This is a genomic window from Nocardia alni, from assembly GCF_019038435.1.
GTDB lineage: Bacteria > Actinomycetota > Actinomycetes > Mycobacteriales > Mycobacteriaceae > Nocardia > Nocardia alni.
Window position 1 is genome coordinate 15,353 of sequence record NZ_JAGPOX010000069.1, and the last position, 21,409, is coordinate 36,761.

The following is a 21,409-nucleotide window of genomic DNA, read 5'->3' on the forward strand; positions in this document are numbered from 1 at the left end:
ACCGCACGCAATCTCAGCCAGCGGTGCCGGTAACCGCAATCACCCCTAGCCGAGCGGCGAGCACGGCCCAGGCTGACACCATCCGGTCCGGACATAAACAGTGAGTCATAGCGTCTATGCGTCGATGGCGCACGCCAACCGGTCAACGGCCTCCCGCAACACCGGCGCCTCGGAGGTGGTGAAGCACAGGCGCATCGCGGTGCGGTAGTCGGTGCTCACCGCGAAGGCGGAACCGGGGACGTAGGCGACGCCGTGATCGACTGCGCGCGGGAGTAATTCGGCGGTATCGGTGCCGTCCGCGAACTCGGCCCAGACGAACATGCCGCCCCCGGCCTCGCTGCTCACGACACGGTCGCCGAAGCGCTCACGGATCGCGCCGACCAGAGCGCCGGCGCGTTCGCCGTAGATGCGACGGATCTTGTCCACATGGGCGCCGAGCCAGTCGGTATCGGCGAGCAGCTCGGCGGTGATCTGCTGGGTCAACGCCGAACCACACAGGTCCGCACCCTGTTTCAGCAATTCCACGCCTCGGCAGACCGCGTTCGGCGCGACCATCCAGCCCGCACGCAACGACGGCGCCAGGATCTTGGACGCGCTCGACAAGCGAATCACGTTGGGCGAGTAGATCGCAACGGGCTCGGGCGACGGATTGTCGAACCACAGCTCGCCGTAGGGATCGTCCTCGATCACCCAGAAGCCGTACCGGTCGGCGAGGTACGCCAGTTCGCGCCGCCGCCCCGGGCTCATGGTCACCCCGCGCGGATTGTGGAAGTTGCTCACCGTATGGACCACCGCCGGGCGTTCGCCACGCTCCAGCAGTTCGGACAGGGCATCGGTGCGCATCCCCTCGGCGTCCAGCGGCACCGCGACGATTCGCGCCCCTGCCGCCCGGAACACCTGCAATGCCCCCACATAGGCGGGATCCTCGACGACGACCAGTGCGCCCGGGTCGAGCAACACCTCCCCCAGCAGCGACAATGCCTGCTGTGAGCCGTGGGTGACGAACACCTCCTCGATGGGCACCGCGCGCCGCAGCCGCACCGACTCGCGCGTCGCCAGCACCTCGCGCAGCGGGCCCCACCCGGCGGACTGGGTGTACTGCAGCCGCGAACGATCCGCCAGGGCCGCCTCGGCCGCCAGCGCTATCCGGTCGCGCGGCATCAGCTGCTCATCCGGCAGGCCACCGGCCAAGCCGATCACTTCGGGGCGCTCGGTGAGCTTCAGCAGGTCACGAATGGCCGAGCTCTGCAGGCCGTCCAGACGGCGTGACAACGAGGGAGTGATGGACATGGGCACCTCCGAGGCGAGCGCGATTACCCCACCCTCGCACAGGGAGTGCCACAGAATGAAATTATTATCTCATATTATGGGATAGACCGGCGATGTCAGTGATTCTGGGGAATCATGTTGATCAGCACCTTGCTATTGACAGTCTGCGTATAGATCGACTCGTCGTAGACCCTGCTGGTCCCATCGGGATGATGCTCGGTGATCTCCACTTCGAACGTATCCGGTGCAAGTGTCGTGATGCGCAGGCAGTAGCTGACTCCCGACGGATACTGCTGATCAATGATCGCCTGGGTGAGGGCGAATCTGCCGGGCACCGTGAAACTCAATGCCTTCTCGGCGTTGCGATCGGTATAGATCCCATGTTCGAATCCCAGGATCGCCTTCGGCCCGCTGGTCGTATCGCCTGGACCATTACCGATGGTGGTGGTCGCATTGGTGAATGCCTGACAGTCGAGGGCGCCCGACGGCGGCGGAGCAGTCACCGCGGCGGTGTTCTTACTGTTCTTGCCGGGCAGGACCAGCGCGACCACCGCGATGATCACCACGATCACCACGACCGCGGCGGCGATACCCCCGTACAGCACTCCCCGGCTGCGACGGGGTTCGACCGGCGCCGAGGACGCGCCCGACCGGGGCGTCATCTGCGCGAGGCTATTGGCCAGATCGGCGTCGTCCCACAGCGATCCCCCCGATGACGAACCCTTGCCCTTGGGCGTCGCGGGGGCGGGTTCGCGGGGCGCCTGAAGCTTCTTGGCCAGGTCGTCGTCGTCCCAGAGCGAGCGCGGCGCGGGCCGCTGCCCCGACGACGGAGTTCCCGCCTGCGCGTACTGCTGTCCCGCCTGTCCGGACTGCTGCGTGGTCTCGGTCTGCCACCAGGTCCCCTGGTCGCCTTCCTTCGGGCCGCCGCCCTGGTCCGGATACCGCACCGTCTCGTGCGTCCCGGTGGGGTACTGCTGTGCCGGTCCACGCACGGTCTCGTGCGAACCCGAGGTGTACTGCTGACCGCGCACGGTCTCGTGTGAGCCGGAGGTGTACTGACCGCGCACCGTCTCCTGAGAGCCTGTCGAATACTGCTGCGGCGGACGCACCACCGGACGCGAGCCCGTCGAATCCGGCGCTCGATACTGCGGCGGCGGCGCCGGAACCGTCGGCGGGGCGTCATCGGGCTGCCAGCCGACACTCGGACCGTCGGCCGGCTGCCAGCCGACGCTGGGACCGTCGGCGGGCTGCCAGCCGACCGCTCCCTTATCCCCGGTCGGTGGACCGAAAGCATCCAGTGGCGGACCGAACTCCGACACGGGCGGACCGAAGTCCGACCCGCCGCCCGAGGGCGCTACCGAATCCTCGGATTCGTCGTGGTTCGCATCGTCCATGGAGGCCATCACCGCTCCTTCCCCATGACACACGCGTGGGGCGGTCTACAACGACCGCCCCACGCGCCGAATCAGCCTGTACCGGTGGCGTCAGGACCCGCCTCCAGCACCGAATCACATTCAGTTCTGGACCGAACCACTCACCTGTGCGGTGGCACCGGCAACTTTCACCGTCTTCGGGGCGTAGTTCCCCGCAGGAAGCTTACCAACCTGAGCCGCCGCATCAATTGCCGCGACGCCACCCGGCTGCATCCGGATCCAGCCCTCTACCGCCGCCTTGGCCGCATTGGCCTGGGTGGTGTCGATGAAGGTCGTGTTCTTGACGTCGGGCTTGATTCCGGTACGGGCCTCGAGTGCATCCAGGCCCGTGGTGTGGGTGTATGTGGTGACCTTGATCTGGTTGGCCTGGACGTACTCGATCGAGATACCAGCGTCACCCGCGTTCTGGGGGGTGCGGTAACCGACCGTGCCGACGTAGCCGTTCGCGTTGTTGAAGTGGTGCGTATTGGCCACATAGCCGGGCAGCAGGCCGCCGCCGTCGATATTCGCGCCGACCTCGGTGTGCGGGCCGGTCATGTGCACGATCGGCGCCGCGGGCGCGGACCGCAGGCTCGGTGAACTCCAACTCGGAGCCGTGTATTGGGTCGGCTGCGACTGGGTGTTCTGCTGCGTGGGACCGGTGGCCGGCGAGTTGGTGCCCGGGGCCGTCTCCTGACCCGGCTGCGGCTGGCCCGGCTCCACGGGCGGCATCTGACCGGGCTGCCCCGGCGCCGGCTCCGGCATGATGGCCGGCTGCGCCGGGCCGCTCTGTCCGGGCACCGGCAGCGGCGCGACGCGGGGGGCTGTCACGCCCGGCTGCACCGGCCCGGCCAAGCCCTCTTGGTCCGGCCCGCCGTTGTTCGGCGTGGTGACGCCGGGCTGTGGAGTGGTGAGACCCGGCTGCGGGGTGGTGACGCCGGGCTGCGGCGTCGTGACACCGGGCTGCGGGGTGGTGGCGCCCGGCTGCGTGGAGGGTGCCGGAGCCTGTGTAGTGGGTGGGGTGTTGTTGTCGATCGGCGCAAGGGGGGTGCCGTTATCCATCGGCAGCACGGGGGCGGTGATCCCACCTACAGCCACTGGACTGGCGCCCGCCGGCGCCGCGAGAAGAGTCGCCACCGCTGCGGCGGTGGCCAATGGCAACGAGGTGCCGGCCACGGCCCGATACACCCGGTTCGGATTACGATGCTTCACTTGTCGCGGTCCCTTTCCCGAGCCCGCCTCCACACCTCGTGCTGGGCGATCTCCAGTTATCCCTCATCAGATGCCGGACCACTGCCGCGGACCCGGGGGCCGCTCGTGAGTTCCGGTTCCGGGGAACCGTGAAATCCCCCCGCACGCAGAACCTACCAACCGCCCACCATTAGCATCTCTGCGGGAAGTGAACCACACCAGCGGGATTGAGGCAACACGTTTCGAATTCCCGCTGTGGGGGGCACACTCTCGATTCGATTACACCTTGTCGAGGGGGGTGGATCGGCGCAGTTCGGCGCAGTTCAGTGGGCTAACCCAGATCGTCGTGCCGCATCAGCTGACGGGCCGCCTCGGTGATCGATCCGGACAACGACGGATACACCGAGAAGGTCTGCGCGAGATCGTTGACCGTCAGGTTGTTCTGCACCGCCAGGGCGATCGGCAGAATCAGCTCCGAGGCGATCGGCGCGACCACCACGCCGCCGATCACCACGCCCGTCGCGGGGCGGCAGAAGATCTTCACGAAGCCGCGTCGCAGGCTCGACATCTTCGCCCGCGGGTTGGTGTTCAGCGGCAGCATCACCGTGCGCGCGGGCACCTCGCCCGAGTCGATCAGGGTCTGGCTCACCCCGACCGTGGCGATTTCCGGACGGGTGAACACCGCCGAGGCCACCGTCTTGAGCCGGATCGGCTGCACGCCCTCGCCGAGCGCGTGATACATCGCGATGCGGCCCTGCATGGCCGCCACCGAGGCCAGCGGCAGCAGACCCGTACAGTCGCCGGCTGCGTACACACCCGGCACCGAGGTGCGCGAGACGCGGTCCACCCGCAGATAACCGCGCTTGTCCAGGGCGATGCCGACCCGCTCCAGGCCCAGGCCCTCGGTATTGGGGACCGAGCCCACCGTCATCAGGGCGTGCGAACCGGTGACCGTGCGGCCGTCGGACAGCTTGACCACGATCCCCTCGGCCGTGCGCTCCACCGCGTCGGCGCGCGCCTGCTTGACCAGCTCCACACCGCGTTCGGCCAGGGCGTCCTCGAGCACGAGCGCCGCGTCGGCATCCTCGCCCGGCATGATCCGGTCCCGGCTGGACAGCACCTTCACCTGCACACCCATCTCGGTGTACGCGGAGACGAATTCCGCACCGGTGACACCGGATCCGATGACCACCAGGGTCTCCGGCAGCTCGGCGAGGTCGTAGAGCTGACGCCAGTTCAGGATTCGCTCGCCGTCGGGCTCGGCCCCGGGCAACACGCGCGGGCTCGCACCTGTGGCGATCAACACCACCTCCGCCTCGAGGACCCGCTGGCCGCCGTCGCTCAGGTTGGCCCGCACCAGGTGCGTTGCCAGGCCCGGGATCTGGTCGATCAGCTCGCCGGAACCGTTGAGGATCTCCACGCCCGCGGCCTGCAGCTTGGACCGGATGTCGGAGGACTGCGCGTGCGCCAGGGCTTTGACCCGCGAGTTCACCTCGGACAGGCTCACCTTCACCTGCGCCTGATGCAGCGTGATACCCAGATCGCGAGCGCGGCGCAGATCGGTGCGCACGCCGGTGGAGGCGATGAACGTCTTGGACGGTACGCAATCCCACAGCACACATGCGCCGCCGACACCGTCGCTGTCGATCACCGTGACCGACGCGTTGTGCTGGGCGGCCACCAGCGCGGCCTCGTATCCGGCTGGTCCGCCGCCGATGATTGCGATGCGGGTCATGGATACCTCCGCGCTCGTGCTGTCCGACCGGGATCTCCGGCACGCAAAAAGGGTAGCTGGGCGTATCCTTCCGCCCCGCCGTAGGGGCGACCCACCGGGCACGACGCTCCCGCAGCGGGTGCCGTGGCACACCGTATCGGTGGGATGGGGGCGAGCCCGCGCGGACATTAGATACTCTTGCCTCGTGCCGATATACGCCGCCTACGGATCCAATATGGATCCCGAGCAGATGCTCAAGCGCTGTCCGCACTCCCCCGTGTACGGAACCGGATGGTTGGAGGGCTGGCGCCTGACATTCGCCGGGGACGACATCGGCTGGGAGGGACCGCTGGCGACGGTGGTCGAGGAGCCTGGAGCGCGGGTATTCGTCGTGCTCTACGACGTCCCGGACGAGGACGAGGTGAGCCTGGACCGCTGGGAGGGCTCCGATTTCGGTATCCACAAAAAGATCCGCCTGCGCGTCACCCCGAGTTCGGGCACCGGTACCGAACCGGTACTGGCCTGGCTGTATGTCCTGGATGCCTACGAGGGCGGCCTCCCCTCGGCCCGCTACATCGGCGTGATCGCCGACGCCGCCGAAAAGGCGGGGGCCCCCGCCGATTACGTCCACGCTTTGCGTACTCGCAACTCCCGCAACGTCGGCCCAGGCTCTATCTGACCCCCGTCTCAGGGGATCAGCCGAACGGCCGAATGCCACATTCGGCTCGATCGGCTGAACGTGACGTTCGGACAGGGTGAGTCAGCGGGAGGCGCCGAGGACCAGGTTGGTCATCACGCGCACACCGACCGCCAGCGCACGCTCGTCGAGGTCGAAGGTCGGCTGGTGCAGGTCCAGCTGATTGCCCTCACCGGACCACACGCCCAGCCGGGCCATGGCGCCGGGAACCTCTTCGAGGTACCAGGAGAAGTCCTCGCCGCCGCCGGACTGCGGTGTGTCGGCCAGCGCATCCGGCCCGACGGCTCGGATGGCGTCCTCGAACATGCGAGTGGCCTGCTCGTCGTTGACCACCGGGGGGACGCCGCGCTTGTAGTTCAGTTGATATCGCACACCGGTCGGGGCCAGCAGGCCGTCCACGATCTCGCGGACCATCGGCTCGAGCAGCGACCAGGTGGCGTGGTCGCCGGTACGCACGGTGCCGGTGAGCATGCCGGTCTGCGGAATCGCGTTGGGCGCCTTACCCGCCGACACCGCACCCCACACCATGACGGTGCTGGTGCGCGGGTCGATACGACGGCTCAGCAGGCCGGGCAGTCCCGTGATGACGGTGCCGATCGCGTACACCAGGTCGCTGGTCAGGTGCGGGCGTGAGGTGTGCCCGCCGGGTGAGTCCAGTACCAGCTCCACGGTGTCGGCCGCCGAAGTGATGGCGCCCACTCGCACGCCCACCCTGCCCGCCTCCAAGCGGGGATCGCAGTGCAGCGCGAACATCCGCGACACGTCCTCCATCGCACCCGCGGCGACCATATCGATCGCGCCGCCGGGCATGACCTCTTCGGCGTGCTGGAACACCAGCCGCACACCGACCGGCAGATCGGGCACCTGCGCCAGCGCGGACGCCGCGCCGAGCAGCACGGTGGTGTGCGCGTCGTGCCCGCAGGCGTGTGACACACCCGGGACGGTCGAGGCGAACGGAAGTCCGGTGTACTCCTGCAACGGCAGCGCGTCCATATCGGCGCGCAGCCCGATGCGCGGGCCCTCGGGGCCGATATCGCAGATCAGGCCGGTTCCGGTGGGTAGCTTGCGAGGCTGGAGCCCGGCCTTGACCAGCCAGGTCTCGACGAATTCGGTCGTCGCGAACTCGGTGCGGGACAGCTCGGGGTTGGCGTGCAGATGCCGTCGCCAGCCGACGAGATCGTCCGCGTTCTCGCGCAACCAGCCGTCCACGATCCTGCGCCCGAGACCGGCCGCCTCGGACTCATCCGAACCGATCGCCGAACCCGTGGAATCCTCCGCCACCGCTCCCGCCGAGCCCGATACGGCGCTCGCCACCGCCGGAACCCGGCCGCCAGTACTCACCGAATATCCTCCTGTCGCTGAATGTCTCGTCGCTGAATACAGCGCTCCAACAACCTGTCCCTGTGCACCCGGTCACCCGCAACCTGTATCGCTGTCCGCGCCAACGCCGTTGCTCCGTCGATCACCGCGAGATCCGCCGACGCGGTGACGCATGCCGCCGCGAACTCGGGCTGATGGGTGACCGCGCCCGCGGCATCGATGCCGATAACCGGATGGATACCGGGGATGGCATTGGTGACATTGCCCATATCGGTACTGCCCAGCGGCCGAGCCGCCTCGAGCTCCGGCGACAGCGGCACACGCCCGATACCGACGATTTGCTCGCGGTAGGCATACAGTACTGCCGCATCCGGCGTGAGCTCGGTATAGGTGGGCGCGAGTGTCCGGATTTCATGGGTAGTTCCGGTCGCCAGCGCCCCCGCCTCGAAACAAGCCGATGCGCGTCGCATCAGATCATCGAGGGATGCGGAGTCGGCTGCCCGTAGGTAATACAGCAGTTCCGCGTGGTCGGGCACGATATTGGGGGCTACGCCGCCCGCTTTGACTATACCGTGCAGTTGCTGCTCGGGCGCGAGATGCTGACGCAGCAAACCCAGCGCGACCTGCGCGATGGTCACCGCGTCACCGGCGTTACGGCCCCGTTCGGGAGCGGCGCTGGCGTGTGCGGCACGACCGTGGAACACGATCGACAGGTCGGCCAGCGCGAGCGACGGCGCGCCGACGATGTCGTACGGCCCCGGATGGACCATCATCGCCAGCGCGACGCCGTCGAATACACCACGCTCGAGCATCAACACCTTGCCGCCGCCGCTCTCCTCGGCCGGCGTGCCGAACACCTGCACGGTGATCCCGCACGCATCGGCCACCTCGGCCAGACCCAGCGCCGCACCCACCGCCGAAGCGGCGATGATGTTGTGCCCGCAGGCGTGGCCTATCTCTGGCAACGCGTCGTATTCGGCGCAGATTCCCACCACCAGCTCGCCGCTGCCGTAACTGGCGGTGAACGCGGTGGGCAGGTCGGCAACCCCCGACTCGATGGTGAAACCGGCCGCGCGCAGCGGCTCGAGGGTTTTGGCGACGCTGCGGACCTCGGCGAAGGCCAGTTCGGGCTCGGCATGGATGGCGTGTGACAGGGCGAGCAGTTCAGCACTCGCCCGGGCGATACCCGTGTCAGCGGCCGCTGTCAGCGCGGGATCGGCCGCCGCGACGGGGGCGCCGCGCGACGAAGCATCGGCATCGGGCCGCACCGCGTCGGGTGGCAGGCCCGCGTATCGTTCGCCGCTGCTTGGCATAGGACCCAGTCTCGCACCCGCAACCGCTGGTCCGCCGTTTCAGCTGGATGAGCTGTGCGGTTGCCGCCGGAACATCACGGGGCGAAGGACAGGTTCTCCGCCGTCGTCGGCACCGCGAGGCCCGCCAGCGCCCGGCCGTGCAGTGCGCGCTTGATGACCGGCAGATTCGGCTTGTGGTTACCGGCCAACGCCGCGGCGCGTTCGACCGCGGCCGACAGCACGGCGTCTGCCTCGGCTGTGCCGTCGACGATTCCGGCGGCCAAGGCGTCGTGTGCGCCGTACCGGCGGCCGGTGGTCATCGCCTCCACCGCGACCTGATTGGTCAGGCGCTCGGTGACCAGGGCGTTCATCGCCACGGTGAAGGGCATGCCCAGATTCACCTCGGGCAGGCACCAGTAACCGCGGTCGCCGCGCATCACCCGGAAGTCGTGCGAGGTCGCCAGCATCGCCCCGGCGCCGAACGCGTGGCCGTTGATCGCGGCGACCGTCGCCATCGGGAAGGTCAGCAATCGGGTGAACATGCTGTGCACCCGGTCCAGATACCAGTGATTCCGGTCGTAGTTGCCGAACAGCCAGTCGGTATCCAGGCCGTTGGTATAGAACTTCCCGGTCGAGACGGTGACCAGGGCGGCCGGGCCCTCGGCCGCCTCGACCTCGTCCAGCAGGCCGTGGAAAGCATCGATCCAGTCGGGGTGGAAGCGGTTCTCGTTGTCGGTCTGGCCCTCGTTGCCGAGGTAGAGGACGAAACACGTCCCCGTCACGTTCCAAATACGGCATATGCGGAGCATAACGGCACCGGCAGACGGCCTTGGCGCGAGCGCCGCGGCGTAAGTTACCGGCGAGTCGGCACCGGGATGCGCATGAGATCCTCGGCCACCACCAGCTCGCCGTCGAAATGTTCACGGGCCTCGCGGCGATGATCCTCGAGATCGGCGTAACGCTGCGAGAAGTGGGTGAGCACCAGGGTGCGCACACCGCCCGCCTGCGCGGCCCGCGCGGCCTCGGCGGCGGTGAGATGGCCGTAGTCGCGGGCCAGTGCGGCGTCGGCGTCCAGAAACGTCGCCTCGATCACGAGCATATCGGCGTGCCGCGCCAAATCCTCGACGCCCTCGCACATTCGGGTGTCCATCACGAAGGCGAAGCGCTGTCCGCGGCGCACGGTGGACACCTCGTCCAGGCCGACCACGCGCCCACCGGGCAGGCGCAGCGTGCCTTCGCGCTGCAGACGGCCGATATCCGGGCCGCTGACGCCGAGTTCGGCCAGCCGGTCCGGCAGGATGCGACGCCCGTCCGGCTCGGTGAGCCGGTAGCCGAAGGTCTCGATGCGGTGGTCCAGCCGGACCGCCTCGAGCGTGAACGGCATGTCCGGCAGCAGAATCGGGCCCGCCTCGTCGACCGGGCCCTCGCGCAGCCCGGGGAACGGGGGCACCACGTCGCGCAGCCGCCGGTAGAATTCGCCGCCGGATCCCGGAAAACACACGTCGACCGGGTGCGTTACCTGATCCAGGTTCAAGCGCGCGAGCACACCGGGCAGCCCGAGACAGTGATCGCCGTGGAAATGGGTCAGGCAGATCCGAGTGATCGCGTTGGCCGACACGCCCGCGAACGACATCTGCCGCTGGGTGCCCTCACCCGGATCGAACAGGAGTCCCTCGGCGTCCCAGCGCAGCAGATAGCCGTTGTGATTGCGCTGGCGCGTCGGCACCTGACTGGCGGTCCCCAGTACTACCAACTCCCGCGACGCGGTCACCGGCAGATCTCCCGTCGCGTCCGGCCGACCGCGCCCGGGGCCGGTGTGCCGGTCGCAAGGCTCCGAGCCGTCGCCCGGCAGCGAGGTTTCGTGCGGGTTCGCACCGGTGCCGATCTCACTGTTCTTCCCATCCACGCCGTATGACGACGATTTCGAGCCAGCGCGACCGTACCAGCACGGCGCGCTCGCGGGCCGTGGCCGGGCGAGCGCGCCGGGTCCGGGCGCACTATCGTTGGCCACATGCTTGCCGAACAGGCTGCCGCGGCGATCGCGGAGCGTACGGGAGTTCCGCACCATCGAGTCGCCGTCGTCCTCGGCTCGGGCTGGCAGGAGGCCGCCGCCGAAATCGGCAATCCGACAGCGACGGTGCCGATGGCCGAGCTGCCCGGGTTCGACGCGCCGACCGCCCAGGGCCATCAGGGCACCGTGCACTCGGTGACGGTGAACGAATCGCCCGTGCTGCTGATGATGGGCCGCCAGCATCTCTACGAGGGCTACACCCCGGAGCAGGTCGTGCACAGTGTGCGCACGGCCATCGCCACCGGGGTGCGGACCGTGGTGCTGACCAATGCCGCCGGTGGTATCCGCCCCGGCCTGCGCGTCGGCGAACCCGTATTGATCGGCGACCACATCAACCTCACCGGGCACACCCCGCTGACCGGCGCCACGTTCGTCGATCTGGTCGATGCGTGGGATCCCGAGTTGCGCACGCTCGCACGGGAAATCGACCCCGAACTGACGGAGGGCGTGTACGCGGGCCTGACCGGTCCGCAGTACGAGACGCCCGCCGAGATCCGCATGCTGGGCGTCGTGGGCGCCGACCTGGTCGGCATGTCCACGGTGCTGGAGGCGATCGCCTGCCGTGCCCTGGGCGCCAGGGTGCTGGGTATCTCGCTGGTCACCAACCTGGCCGCCGGGGTGACCGGCGCGCACCTGTCGCACGCCGAGGTCCTGGCCGAAGGTCATGCCGCCGCACCACGATTGGGCAAGCTGCTGCGCGGCGTGCTGGAACGCCTCTGATGCTGCGGTTCGGAACGGCCGGGCTGCGGGGCCCGATGCAGGACGGCCCGGACGGCATGAATATCGACACGGTGCAGCAGGCCACGGCCGGACTGGCCGAATGGCTGCGTGGACGCTGTCTCGGCGGTGGGCTGGTGATCGTCGGCCGTGACGCCCGGCACGGCTCGGCGCGATTCGCCGCGGCCACCGCGGAAGTGCTCGCCGCCGCGGGGTTCTCGGTACTGCCGCTGCCACGTCCGCTGCCCACACCCGTGGTCGCGTTCGCGGTGCGGGAGTTGAAGGCGGTGGCCGGGGTGCAGATCACCGCATCGCACAATCCGGCCACGGACAACGGATACAAGGTGTACCTGGACGGCGGCTCCCAACTGATCCCGCCCGCGGACGCCGAGATCGAGGCGTGCATCGCGGCAGTGCGCGAACCGATTCCGCGCACCGATCCCCATCCGACCGCGCCCGCGCCGGATCTGCTGGCGCTGCCCGCGGACGCCTCGGTCGCGGATATGGGCGAGGAGATCGTGCGCCGCTACCTGGCTCGCGTCTCGGCGCTACCTCGGCTGCTGGGTGAACCTCGTACACCGGCGGCCACGGCATCGGCCGACTTCGATCGCGCGGCGCGCCCGGACGGGATCCCGGATACCGCAGCCGATTCGGCCACACCCGCCGGCGCGGGAGCCGACGGCGCGGCGCTCGCGGCCGTATCCGATACACGCTCTGGCCCGGGAGCGAATGGCGCAGTGCTCGCGGCCGTATCCGATAGCGGAGCAAACCCGGTGCGGCGCAGCGATCTTCGGATCGCGCTGACGCCCATGCATGGCGTCGGCGGCGAACTCGCCGTCGCGGCGCTGCACGCCGCCGGATTCACCGACGTGCATGTGGTGGAAGAACAGTTCGCTCCGGATCCGGACTTCCCGACCGTGGCGTTCCCCAATCCCGAGGAGCCGGGCGCGTCGGACCTGCTGCTGGCCCTGGCCGAGAAGGTCGAGGCGCACGTCGCGATCGCCCTGGATCCCGACGCCGACCGATGCGCGCTCGGGGTGCGGGGGCCGGGCGGGTGGCAGATGCTGCGCGGCGACCAGACCGGTGTCCTGCTGGCCGACTATGTCTTACGCACCGCCGAACCCGATGCGCTGGTGGCGACCACCCTCGTGTCGTCGCGACTGCTGAGCAAACTGGCTCCGGCTCGCGGCGCGCGCTACACGGAAACGTTGACCGGCTTCAAGTGGCTGGCCCGCGCCGGCAACGGTCTGGTGTACGCCTACGAGGAGGCGATCGGCCACTGCGTCGACCCGAAGGCGGTGCGCGACAAGGACGGTATCTCCGCGGCCGTGGCGGCAGCCGACCTGCTGGCCCGATTGCGCGCTCGCGGCCGCACCCCGCTGGATCTGCTCGACGACTACGCGCTCGAATTCGGCCTGCACGTCGGCGATCAGGTCTCGCTGCGCCTGGCCGATCAGCGTGCCGCCGCGGCGGCGGTCGAGCGGCTGCGCGAGGAACCGCCGGAGACGCTGGCGGGCGAACAGGTCGTCTGCACCGACATGTCGCGGATCCGCGGGCAGATGCGCACCGACGCACTGATTTTCCAGGGCCCCACCCAGCGCGTCGTGGTCCGCCCCTCCGGCACCGAGCCGAAACTCAAATGCTATCTCGAAGTGGTGGAACAGGTTTCCGACCGCGACGCACTACCTGCGGCGAAAGACGCTGCAACGCAACGCCTTTCCCGACTTCGAGAATTCTTTTCCGCGCTGAGCCGACCCGCCCCCGCCGACCTACCCTCGCCCGGAACGCAAGCCCCCTATCTCGGCCCGAATTGGCGGTCACCCGCGTCGCCCAATCCGGGCACGATGTAGGCGTTCGAATTCAACCCGTCGTCCACGGCCGCAGTGACCAGCCGCACCGGCAAGCCCGACCGCTCGAGTGCTGCCACGCCCTCGGGCGCGGCCACCACGCACACCGCGGTGATGTCGGTGGCTTCCCGCGCCGCCAGCAATTCCAGCGTGTGCCGCATCGAGCCGCCGGTGGCAAGCATCGGATCCAGGACGAATACCGGCACCCCGGCCAGGCTCTCGGGCAGCGATTCCATATAGGGCACCGGCTGATGGGTCTTCTCGTCGCGGGCGATCCCGACAAAACCCACGCGCGATTCGGGAATCAGCTCGCTGGCCGCGTCCACCATGCCCAGCCCGGCTCGCAGCACCGGCACCAGCAGCGGCGGATGCGCCAGCCGCACACCCGTGGTGGTCGCGACCGGCGTCATGACCTCGAACGTCGCCAGCGGCGCGGCGCGCAGTGCCTCATAGATCAGAATTCCGGTCAGGTCGCGCAGCGCGGCGCGAAACGCCGGATTCGGCGTGCGGGCATCACGCATAATCGTCAGCAGGGCAGCGGCGAGCGGATGATCCACGGTGTGCGTTCGCATGAGGGAACGATAAAGTCTCCTCGGGCCGAGGCGGAACCGATCCCGTGGGGACTGCGTCAAAGTACTCCGATGACGTAATCTGCCAGCAGACCAGCACGATGGGGGATGTGATGTCCAAAATCTCGGTCGACACCGAGGGGGTTGCCGCCTACGGTGTGACAGCCGGCGGCCTGGCCGCCGAGATGGCCTCGGCCGCGGCATCCGCGGCCGCCGCCGATCCTGCTCTGCTCGGGCCGATATTCGGTCTCGTCGGAGGCGATTTCGTGACCGCGTACACGGCCGCGCACGCCGGGCATGTGGCCTCGATCGGTCAGCTGTCGGCGGTTCTGGGCTCGATCGGCACCGCTGCCGCCGGCGCGGCGAGCACCTATGCCGAGTCCGACGCCGAGCACGCCGCGGCCACCCGTGCGGTCCAGGAGGGTATCCAAGCGTGATTGCGGGAATCGACCTCGACGCCCTGGCCAAACCCCTGATCGATCTGGTCACCAGCTTCGGCACCGGCGTCATGCCCAACGGCGGCACGTCCGACGCGCTGCGCCGGACCTCGAGCACGATCGACGGCATCCACAAGGCCGGCAGCAACAGCATCAACCAGATGACCAACGCCTGGAACGGTGGCGCCGGTGATGCCGCGATGGACAAGGCGATGCGGGTGCAGACGTCCGCGGCCTCGATCTCCGACCGCGGCAACGATATGGCCGACGTGGTGGGCAAGGCCGCGGCCACGGTGCAGACCGGACAGCAGAAGCTCACCGGAATCCTCCAGGATTTCGTGCACCAGGTGAACATGCTCGGCCCCGCCGCCACCACCCCGATGGGCCTGACGACCGTGGTCAGCTCCGCGATCGACCACTTCGGCCAGGCGGTGGGCGTGGTCGGGCAGGTGCGCTCCGATCTCGATACGCATACCGCGTCGATGGCCCAGCTCACCCCGCCACCCTCGACCCCGAGCCTGGCCGGCGCCCCGGTGAATCCGTCCGCGTTCGTCTCTCAGCTCGGCACCGGCGTCCAGGCGGCCTCGTCGGTGCTCGGCGGTGTGGTCTCGGCAGCGGGCTCGCTGGTCAGCCCGGCCTCTCACGGTGCGGAGCGCTCCGCGAGCGCGGTCGCGCCGGCGTCGCCCAACGGTCGGACCAAGCCCGGCCGGCACGGCGGCGTCATGATCACCCTGCCGAACGGAACGCAGGTGGAGGCGCCGAATCAGAAGGCCGCCACCGCGGTACAGGCCGCGATCCGCTGTTGCGGCACCCCGTACGTCTGGGGCGGCAACAGTCCTGGGCATGGACTGGACTGCAGTGGCCTGACCAAGTACGCCTACGCCCAGGCCGGTGTCGACCTGCCTCGCCTGGCGGCCGATCAGAGCCAGGGCGCCACGCCGGTCAGTGCCGGTGATGTGATGCCCGGCGACCTGGCCATCTGGGATGGTCACGTCGCGATGGTCGTCGGGGACGGAAAGATGGTCGAGGCCGGTGATCCGGTGCAGATAGATCCGATTCGAACGGAGAACATGGGAATGGCGTTCCACGGCTTCTACCGGCCTACGTCGTCATGAGCGGGGAGCAATGAGTCAACCGAAGCAGCAGATACCCAACGTCACCGTGGCCGCCAGCAGCAATCGCTCCGGCACCATCACCGTGCGGGCCACCGATCAGGGCATGCCCGTCGAGATCAAGTTCGAGCGCAGCGAATACCGCTACGGCGCACAGGCTCTCGCTTCCGAGATACTGCGCCTGACCAAGCGCTCGGCGATCGTCGCCAAGGCCCGTCGTCGCGAGCAGCTGGCCGAGACGGGGATGCCGGTCGAGATCCTGGACAAGCTCGGCCTGCCCACCCGCCAGGCGGCAGTGGACGAACTGGACCGCATGGACGACGAGGACACCGGGCCCACCAGCTGGATGAGGCAGGTATGAGCGCAGAGATGGATGCTCTGGTCGCTGCGGCGACCGACAAGCTCGAGGCGCTCGAGGCCGCGCTGTACGGCCTCGGTCAGGTGCGCGGGCGGCACACCACCGAGGACGGCCTGGTGACTGTCGAGGTCGACAGCAACGGCGCGCTGGTCGGGCTGCGGCTGGCCGAGTCGATCACCTCGCACAGCCCCGCCGAAGTGGGACAGGCCATCATCTGGGCCTGCACCCAGGCGGCTCAGGACGCGGGTGAACAGCGTTCGGCGGTGGTGTCGAATCTCAATTCCAGCTTCGCTTCACCGGAGCCGGGAAATAGTGGGGGGCGGGCCGAATAGTGCCACACCCGGCGGCTCGATAGGCTCACGGTCATGGCTTCTGGAGACATCGTCCCGATCGAGCTCGGCCTGACCGACGGCGATCTCGTCACCCTGTGGGCACCGCGCTGGCGAGACGGTGACGACGAGTGGGAGGCATTCCTCGGACACGAGGACGCGCTGTACGGCTTCGCCTCCGTCGCGGAACTGGCCGCATTCATCCGGACCAGCGACGATCACGATCTCGTCGACCATCCGGCATGGAAGGTCATCGGCGGATTGTCCGCGGCTCAGCTCGAGCCGGAGGAACATCACATCTTCGATCTGGTCGGGGTGCCGGAACTCGCTGCGGGCGATCCGGATCCGGATTCGCTGGGCGAGCTCGAGGAGACTCTCGAGATGGCGCGCACCATCGGCGAGGTGTGCGAGCTCGACGTGGTGACCAAGTTCTTCGGCTCGCATCCGGTGCTGGGCGCGCTGCCCTCCGGGATGAGCGCCTTCGTGGGGCGTGAGGGCCAGGAGTTGTGGGAGCAGATCGGGGCCGCCATCGCCAAGGACTGGGATCGGGTCGTCGACGCCATCGATGCGGTGGTGAAGTCGCCGGAGGTCGACGCCGAGGCCGTGTCGGTCGCGGAGGCCGAACTGCTGGCGGCGGAGGAGAACGTCGTCGACGCCGAGGATGCGGCCGAGACAGACGACGACGATGAGATCGAACAGGTCGACCTCGACGACGACTCCGACGAGGAAGACTCCGAGGAGGAGACGTTCTGGCACGGGGTCGGCATCGACCCGGTGCGGATCGTCACCTCCGAGGGCGAATTCTTCACGCTGCGTTGCTATCTCGACGACGAGCCGGTGTTCCTGGGCAACGACGGCTCGATCACGGTGTTCGGTTCCGAGCGTGCGCTGGCCCGCTACCTGGCCGACGACCACGATCACGACCTGGCCGCGGTGAGCACATACGGCGAGGTGCACACCGCCGCCATCGACGGCTCCCTGGAGGTGGAGGTCTCCGACGAGAACGTCTACGTCCTGCCCGGACTCGCCGACGACTTGTCCCAGGGCCCCAAGGCGGTCGATATCGAACAGCTCGACCTGGCCGTCGAATTGCTGAGCGACGCGGCCGATTACGCCGACGACGACACGGTCGAGCAGGCACTGGCCAAGTCCACCCCGCTCGGCTGGTATGTGTCCTATCTGCTCGAGCCCGATCCGAGCCGGCTGGCGCCCAGCCCGCCGTTCTCCGCCGAGGCCGATTCCTGGCGCACCCTCGAGCATGCCTTCGAGGCACGCCTGGCAAAGGGATGAGTTGATCCCCGGCCCTCATGAAATCAGTTGTTGCGTCCCCGTTTCCCGGTAGTTCGGGAAACGGGGACGAAACCAGGGCTTTCTTCGTCAGCCGAGTAGGACCGCGTAGCCGGGCTTGATGAGTTCGTCGATTATGCGCAGGCGGTCGGGGAACGGGATGAAGGCCGACTTCATGGCGTTGATCGTGAAGCGTTCCAGGTCGCTCCAGCCGTAGCCGAAGGTCTCCACCAGTTTGAGCATCTCGCGGCTCATGGTGGTGTCGCTCATCAGCCGGTTGTCGGTGTTCACGGTGACGCGGAAGCGCAGCCGGGCCAGCAGATCGAACGGATGCTTCTCCAGCGAGGGCACCGCACCGGTCTGCACGTTCGACGATGGGCACAGCTCCAGCGGAATCCGCTGGTCGCGAACATAATTGGCGACCAAACCCAAGCGCGGAGCAGAGCCGGTGTCGGCATCGAAGATGTCGTCGGTGATCCGCACGCCATGGCCGAGCCGTTCGCAGCCGCAGAACGCGACCGCCTCGTGGATGGAGGGCAGGCCGAACGCCTCGCCCGCGTGAATGGTGAAGTGCGCGCAGTTGGCCCGCATGTACTCGAAGGCATCCAGGTGGCGGCTCGGGGGGAAGCCCGCCTCGGCCCCGGCGATATCGAACCCGCCGACACCGCGCTCGCGCCACCGCACGGCCAGTTCCGCGATCTCCAGCGAGCGTGCCGCGTGCCGCATCGCGGTGAGCAGGCAGACCATCCGGATCGGCGTGCCCGCCTCGGCGGCCAATTGCTCGCCTTCCCGGAAGCCGGCCACGGTGTGTTCGACCACCTCGTCCAGGGTCAGGCCGCGGGCGAGATGTTGTTCGGGGGCGAAGCGCACCTCGGCGTACACCACGCCGTCGGCGGCCAGGTCCTGTGCGCATTCACTCGCCACCCGCCGTAGCCCCTCGGGGGTCTGCATCACCGCGACGGTATGTGCGAAGGTTTCCAGATATCGCTCGAGCGATCCGCTGTCGGCGGCATCGCGAAACCAGTGCCCCAGCGCGACGGCATCGTGTGCCGGAAGCTGGTCGTATCCGCACTGCGCGGCCAACTCCAGCACCGTCGCGGGCCGTAGCCCGCCGTCGAGGTGGTCGTGCAACACGGCCTTGGGGGCCTGGCGGATCGAGGCAAGGGTCAAAGGCATCGGTCCAGTCATGTAACGACGCTAGCTGCATTCGCCGAGTTCCGCAGCCAACTCTGTTCCGCCTCCCCGCGCATCAGGCCAGACTCGTGTGCCAGACCGGTTACGCCGGCGGCCGACGGTCAGTTGGTGGGTGAGTTGGCCGGTACCCGGCAAGTTACCCTCGACGTACGAAATCGACTGTTGCGTTGGCATCGCCAGACCAGGGTGCTGCGAGGCTCGCATCGGCGACTGGCGGTAGGTCGGTGAGTGGGTCAGCCTGCCCCCGGTGATACGGGTCTCCCGGTGATACCCGACATACGGCAGGAGAGCAGCGGGCGGTGGCAGAGTTGGGTCGAGGTACGAGGCGAACCACGCGGACAACACCCACCGACACACACAGTCGATTAACGCCGAGCCGCCCAGCCGGGCATGCGTCGAGAGTTCGGTCTCGGACGCGGTAGCGATCGGCTACCGCGCAAGTGCTGGAGCCAGCAGGTCGGGGCGGCGATCAGTGCTCGCCCGGACTCCTCGATCTCTTTCGGCGCACTGCCCCGGCGGCCTCAGGCTGCGGCTATGCGACCGAGTACGAGAGGCGCGGCGGAGGTAGGGGCCGGACCGATCGCGTAGGCATCGCGCAATGTCTCCAAAGCCACGGGAAATGCCTCGGGCGTGTCGGTGTGCAGGGTGAGCAGAGGCTGGCCCGCGGTGACGGTATCGCCGGGCTTGGCATGCATCTCGACGCCCGCGCCGAACTGGATCGGCTCGCCTTGGCGGGCTCGTCCGGCGCCCAGCCGCCACGCGGCCAGGCCGACGCCCATCGCGTCCAAGCGGGTCAGGATGCCGGATTCCTCCGCCGTGACCACTTCGGTGTGTGTCGCAACGGGCAGTGCGGCATTCGGGTCGCCGCCCTGGGCCCGGATCATCGCACGCCAATGATCCATGGCCCGGCCGTCGGCGAGTGCGGCGGCCGGGTCGACATCGGGAATTCCGGCCTGCGCCAGCATCTCCCGGGCCAATGCCACGGTGAGTTCGACGATGTCGGCCGGGCCGCCACCGGCGAGCACCTCCACCGACTCGGCGACCTCGAGCGCGTTGCCCGCCGTGCGGCCCAGCGGGGTGTGCATGGCTGTCAGCAGCGCCACCGTGCGCACCCCGGCATCGGTGCCCAATTCGACCATGGCCGTGGCCAATTCGCGGGCCGACTCCGCTGTCTTCATGAACGCGCCCGCACCGACCTTGACGTCCAGCACCAGCGCCGCGGTGCCCTCGGCGATCTTCTTGCTCATGATCGAGCTGGCGATCAACGGGATCGACTCCACGGTGCCGGTGACGTCGCGCAGCGCGTAGAGCCGCTTGTCCGCCGGGGCCAGATCGGCTCCGGCGGCGCAGACCACCGCCCCGATCGCGGGATCTGCCAGCATCCGGCGCATCTGCGCCACCGGCACATCGGCGCGCCAGCCGGGAATGGACTCGAGTTTGTCCAGGGTGCCCCCGGTATGGCCGAGGCCGCGCCCAGACAGCTGCGGGACGGCCGCGCCGCAGGCGGCGACCAGCGGCGCCAGCGGCAGCGTGATCTTGTCTCCGACACCACCGGTGGAGTGTTTGTCGACGGTGGGGCGGGGCAGATCGGTGAAATCCATCCGCCGCCCGGACTCGATCATCGCCCGCGTCCACCGCGCGATCTCACGCCGGCTCATCCCCCGCAACAGGATGGCCATCGCCAGCGCCGACATCTGCTCGTCGGCCACCTCGCCGCGGGTGAACGCGTCCACCACCCAGTCGATCTGCTCGTCCGACAACTCCCCGCCATCGCGTTTGGCCGTGATCACCGACACCGCCGAATGCACGCTCACCATGCCCGTCAGCCTCCCAGACCGCAGCCCCCACCGCACGGCCCCTCGGCGTGTATCCCCATGAAACGCGTGCGCATTCCAGCAGGGAGTGCGGCTGAGGATTTTTCGTGGCGCCCCCCTCCGAACCCGGGTACGGTCGCCACCACAGCGAATCGAGAGCAAGGGGGCATGACATGACATACGCAGATCTCGGCCACCGGATGACCAAGCTCGAGAACCGGGTAACGGACATCGAAGTAGGCCACAGCCAATCCATCTACGGGCTCACCCGGGACGTTCGCGGACTCACGCTCGACAACCGTCGGCTGATCGGCAGCATGAATTCCGTAGGACACAACATCACCCGCATCATGGCGCATCTGGGGATACCGGCCGTCCCGTACGAGGAGATCACCACGGCCACAGACGCCGAGATCGACGCCTCCTTCGAGGAAGAGCTCTGAGGTGGCCGCCATGACGTACGCAGACGTGGACCGCCGGATGACCAAGCTGGAAGGTCGTGTCTCCGATATCGAGGAGGGCCATGGTGGATCCATCTACCACCTGACCCGGGATATGCGGCGCCACGAACTGATCACTCGACGACTCGCCGTTCAGGCCAATGCGATCGGCCATGCGGTGACCATGATCAACAACTCCCTCGGCCGCAGTATGGCGATGATCCTGGAACGAATGGAGTTACCTCCCGTACCCATTCAGGAGATCATCATCCCAGAGGTCGTCATGCCCACCGAGGAAGAGGCCGACGCCTCCTTCGAGGAAGAGCTCTGAGGTGGCCG

General features: G+C 68.4%; 20 protein-coding genes and 1 pseudogene. 10 read left to right on the forward strand and 11 right to left on the reverse strand.

Going from position 1 to position 21,409, the window contains the following annotated elements; all coding sequences use genetic code 11:
- Positions 1-114 precede the first annotated feature (114 nt).
- The 4 genes from JZ791_RS24515 to JZ791_RS24530 all read right to left on the reverse strand — a co-directional run bounded on the left by JZ791_RS24515 (position 115) and on the right by JZ791_RS24530 (position 5,607).
- Positions 115-1,290 (reverse strand): aminotransferase-like domain-containing protein, encoded by a 1,176-nt coding sequence (locus JZ791_RS24515; RefSeq protein ID WP_216897562.1) that lies wholly within the window; start codon positions 1,288-1,290, stop codon positions 115-117.
- Positions 1,291-1,385: 95 nt separating this feature from the next.
- Positions 1,386-2,672: a DUF8176 domain-containing protein gene (locus JZ791_RS24520; RefSeq protein WP_216897563.1), complete on the reverse strand. Its 1,287-nt coding sequence runs from the start codon at positions 2,670-2,672 to the stop codon at positions 1,386-1,388.
- Between the two features lie 111 nt (positions 2,673-2,783).
- Entirely contained in the window at positions 2,784-3,893 is a 1,110-nt protein-coding gene (locus tag JZ791_RS24525) for a hypothetical protein (protein WP_216897564.1), read from the reverse strand.
- Between the two features lie 310 nt (positions 3,894-4,203).
- On the reverse strand, positions 4,204-5,607 hold the full coding sequence (locus JZ791_RS24530; RefSeq protein ID WP_216897565.1) for an NAD(P)H-quinone dehydrogenase: 1,404 nt from the start codon (positions 5,605-5,607) through the stop codon (positions 4,204-4,206).
- Between the two features lie 184 nt (positions 5,608-5,791).
- Between JZ791_RS24530 and JZ791_RS24535 the strand changes: the two genes are divergently transcribed.
- Positions 5,792-6,265 (forward strand): gamma-glutamylcyclotransferase family protein, encoded by a 474-nt coding sequence (locus tag JZ791_RS24535; RefSeq protein WP_216897566.1) that lies wholly within the window; start codon positions 5,792-5,794, stop codon positions 6,263-6,265.
- Between the two features lie 81 nt (positions 6,266-6,346).
- Here JZ791_RS24535 and JZ791_RS24540 read toward each other — a convergent pair whose 3' ends face one another.
- The 4 genes and pseudogenes from JZ791_RS24540 to JZ791_RS24555 all read right to left on the reverse strand — a co-directional run bounded on the left by JZ791_RS24540 (position 6,347) and on the right by JZ791_RS24555 (position 10,666).
- The gene (locus tag JZ791_RS24540; RefSeq protein ID WP_216897591.1) at positions 6,347-7,492 is read right to left on the reverse strand and encodes a M20 family metallopeptidase; all 1,146 of its coding nucleotides are present in this window, start codon (positions 7,490-7,492) and stop codon (positions 6,347-6,349) included.
- A 128-nt stretch (positions 7,493-7,620) separates the two neighbouring features.
- Positions 7,621-8,811 (reverse strand): M20 family metallopeptidase, encoded by a 1,191-nt coding sequence (locus tag JZ791_RS24545; protein ID WP_254206247.1) that lies wholly within the window; start codon positions 8,809-8,811, stop codon positions 7,621-7,623.
- Between the two features lie 179 nt (positions 8,812-8,990).
- Positions 8,991-9,693 (reverse strand): annotated as a pseudogene (locus JZ791_RS24550) (enoyl-CoA hydratase-related protein).
- Between the two features lie 55 nt (positions 9,694-9,748).
- On the reverse strand, positions 9,749-10,666 hold the full coding sequence (locus tag JZ791_RS24555) for a ribonuclease Z (protein WP_308163070.1): 918 nt from the start codon (positions 10,664-10,666) through the stop codon (positions 9,749-9,751).
- 240 nt (positions 10,667-10,906) lie between these two features.
- Here JZ791_RS24555 and JZ791_RS24560 point away from each other — a divergent pair, with 240 nt between their 5' ends.
- On the forward strand, positions 10,907-11,686 hold the full coding sequence (locus JZ791_RS24560; protein WP_216897569.1) for a purine-nucleoside phosphorylase: 780 nt from the start codon (positions 10,907-10,909) through the stop codon (positions 11,684-11,686).
- Entirely contained in the window at positions 11,686-13,533 is a 1,848-nt protein-coding gene (locus JZ791_RS24565) for a phospho-sugar mutase (RefSeq protein WP_254206239.1), read from the forward strand. The genes JZ791_RS24560 and JZ791_RS24565 overlap by 1 nt, the downstream gene beginning before the upstream one ends.
- Here JZ791_RS24565 and upp read toward each other — a convergent pair.
- Positions 13,479-14,102 (reverse strand): uracil phosphoribosyltransferase, encoded by a 624-nt coding sequence (upp, locus tag JZ791_RS24570; RefSeq protein WP_216897570.1) that lies wholly within the window; start codon positions 14,100-14,102, stop codon positions 13,479-13,481. The genes JZ791_RS24565 and upp overlap by 55 nt on opposite strands.
- Before the next feature lie 44 nt (positions 14,103-14,146).
- Between upp and JZ791_RS24575 the strand changes: the two genes are divergently transcribed.
- The 5 genes from JZ791_RS24575 to JZ791_RS24595 are packed head-to-tail and all read left to right on the forward strand — an operon-like array spanning position 14,147 to position 17,625.
- Positions 14,147-14,536, forward strand: a complete 390-nt coding sequence (locus JZ791_RS24575) for a DUF2563 family protein (protein ID WP_308163066.1) — start codon at positions 14,147-14,149, stop codon at positions 14,534-14,536.
- A complete protein-coding gene (locus tag JZ791_RS24580; protein ID WP_308163067.1) occupies positions 14,533-15,651 on the forward strand; it encodes an NlpC/P60 family protein in 1,119 nt (372 codons plus the stop codon). Before JZ791_RS24575 ends, JZ791_RS24580 begins: the two co-directional genes overlap by 4 nt.
- Before the next feature lie 10 nt (positions 15,652-15,661).
- Positions 15,662-16,009, forward strand: coding sequence for a hypothetical protein (locus tag JZ791_RS24585; protein ID WP_216897571.1), 348 nt, complete (start codon positions 15,662-15,664; stop codon positions 16,007-16,009).
- On the forward strand, positions 16,006-16,338 hold the full coding sequence (locus JZ791_RS24590) for a YbaB/EbfC family nucleoid-associated protein (RefSeq protein WP_216897572.1): 333 nt from the start codon (positions 16,006-16,008) through the stop codon (positions 16,336-16,338). Before JZ791_RS24585 ends, JZ791_RS24590 begins: the two co-directional genes overlap by 4 nt.
- A 33-nt stretch (positions 16,339-16,371) precedes the next feature.
- Positions 16,372-17,625 (forward strand): SatS C-terminal domain-containing protein, encoded by a 1,254-nt coding sequence (locus JZ791_RS24595; protein ID WP_216897573.1) that lies wholly within the window; start codon positions 16,372-16,374, stop codon positions 17,623-17,625.
- An 87-nt stretch (positions 17,626-17,712) separates the two neighbouring features.
- On the opposite strand, the gene JZ791_RS24600 is transcribed toward JZ791_RS24595, so the two are convergent.
- Together JZ791_RS24600 and JZ791_RS24605 are read right to left on the reverse strand one after the other, a co-directional pair.
- On the reverse strand, positions 17,713-18,810 hold the full coding sequence (locus JZ791_RS24600) for an adenosine deaminase (protein WP_216897574.1): 1,098 nt from the start codon (positions 18,808-18,810) through the stop codon (positions 17,713-17,715).
- A gap of 527 nt (positions 18,811-19,337) precedes the next feature.
- Positions 19,338-20,624 carry a thymidine phosphorylase gene (locus JZ791_RS24605; protein WP_216897595.1) on the reverse strand — a complete coding sequence of 429 codons (1,287 nt, stop codon included), beginning with the start codon at positions 20,622-20,624 and terminating at the stop codon, positions 19,338-19,340.
- 179 nt (positions 20,625-20,803) lie between these two features.
- Here JZ791_RS24605 and JZ791_RS24610 point away from each other — a divergent pair, with 179 nt between their 5' ends.
- Positions 20,804-21,073: a hypothetical protein gene (locus JZ791_RS24610; protein ID WP_216897575.1), complete on the forward strand. Its 270-nt coding sequence runs from the start codon at positions 20,804-20,806 to the stop codon at positions 21,071-21,073.
- Positions 21,074-21,083: 10 nt separating this feature from the next.
- The gene (locus JZ791_RS24615) at positions 21,084-21,401 is read left to right on the forward strand and encodes a hypothetical protein (protein WP_216897576.1); all 318 of its coding nucleotides are present in this window, start codon (positions 21,084-21,086) and stop codon (positions 21,399-21,401) included.
- Positions 21,402-21,409 lie beyond the last annotated feature (8 nt).

Excerpts from the sequence above, each read along its gene's own strand:
- JZ791_RS24610 (WP_216897575.1), top strand. The coding sequence starts at position 20,804 with ATGACATACGCAGATCTCGGCCACCGGATGACCAAGCTCGAGAACCGG.
- JZ791_RS24590 (WP_216897572.1), top strand. The coding sequence starts at position 16,006 with ATGAGCGCAGAGATGGATGCTCTGGTCGCTGCGGCGACCGACAAGCTC.
- JZ791_RS24560 (WP_216897569.1), top strand. The coding sequence starts at position 10,907 with ATGCTTGCCGAACAGGCTGCCGCGGCGATCGCGGAGCGTACGGGAGTT.
- upp (WP_216897570.1), bottom strand. The coding sequence starts at position 14,102 with ATGCGAACGCACACCGTGGATCATCCGCTCGCCGCTGCCCTGCTGACG.
- JZ791_RS24585 (WP_216897571.1), top strand. The coding sequence starts at position 15,662 with ATGAGTCAACCGAAGCAGCAGATACCCAACGTCACCGTGGCCGCCAGC.
- JZ791_RS24530 (WP_216897565.1), bottom strand. The coding sequence starts at position 5,607 with ATGACCCGCATCGCAATCATCGGCGGCGGACCAGCCGGATACGAGGCC.
- JZ791_RS24615 (WP_216897576.1), top strand. The coding sequence starts at position 21,084 with ATGACGTACGCAGACGTGGACCGCCGGATGACCAAGCTGGAAGGTCGT.
- JZ791_RS24515 (WP_216897562.1), bottom strand. The coding sequence starts at position 1,290 with ATGTCCATCACTCCCTCGTTGTCACGCCGTCTGGACGGCCTGCAGAGC.
- JZ791_RS24595 (WP_216897573.1), top strand. The coding sequence starts at position 16,372 with ATGGCTTCTGGAGACATCGTCCCGATCGAGCTCGGCCTGACCGACGGC.
- JZ791_RS24600 (WP_216897574.1), bottom strand. The coding sequence starts at position 18,810 with ATGACTGGACCGATGCCTTTGACCCTTGCCTCGATCCGCCAGGCCCCC.
- JZ791_RS24520 (WP_216897563.1), bottom strand. The coding sequence starts at position 2,672 with ATGGCCTCCATGGACGATGCGAACCACGACGAATCCGAGGATTCGGTA.
- JZ791_RS24565 (WP_254206239.1), top strand. The coding sequence starts at position 11,686 with ATGCTGCGGTTCGGAACGGCCGGGCTGCGGGGCCCGATGCAGGACGGC.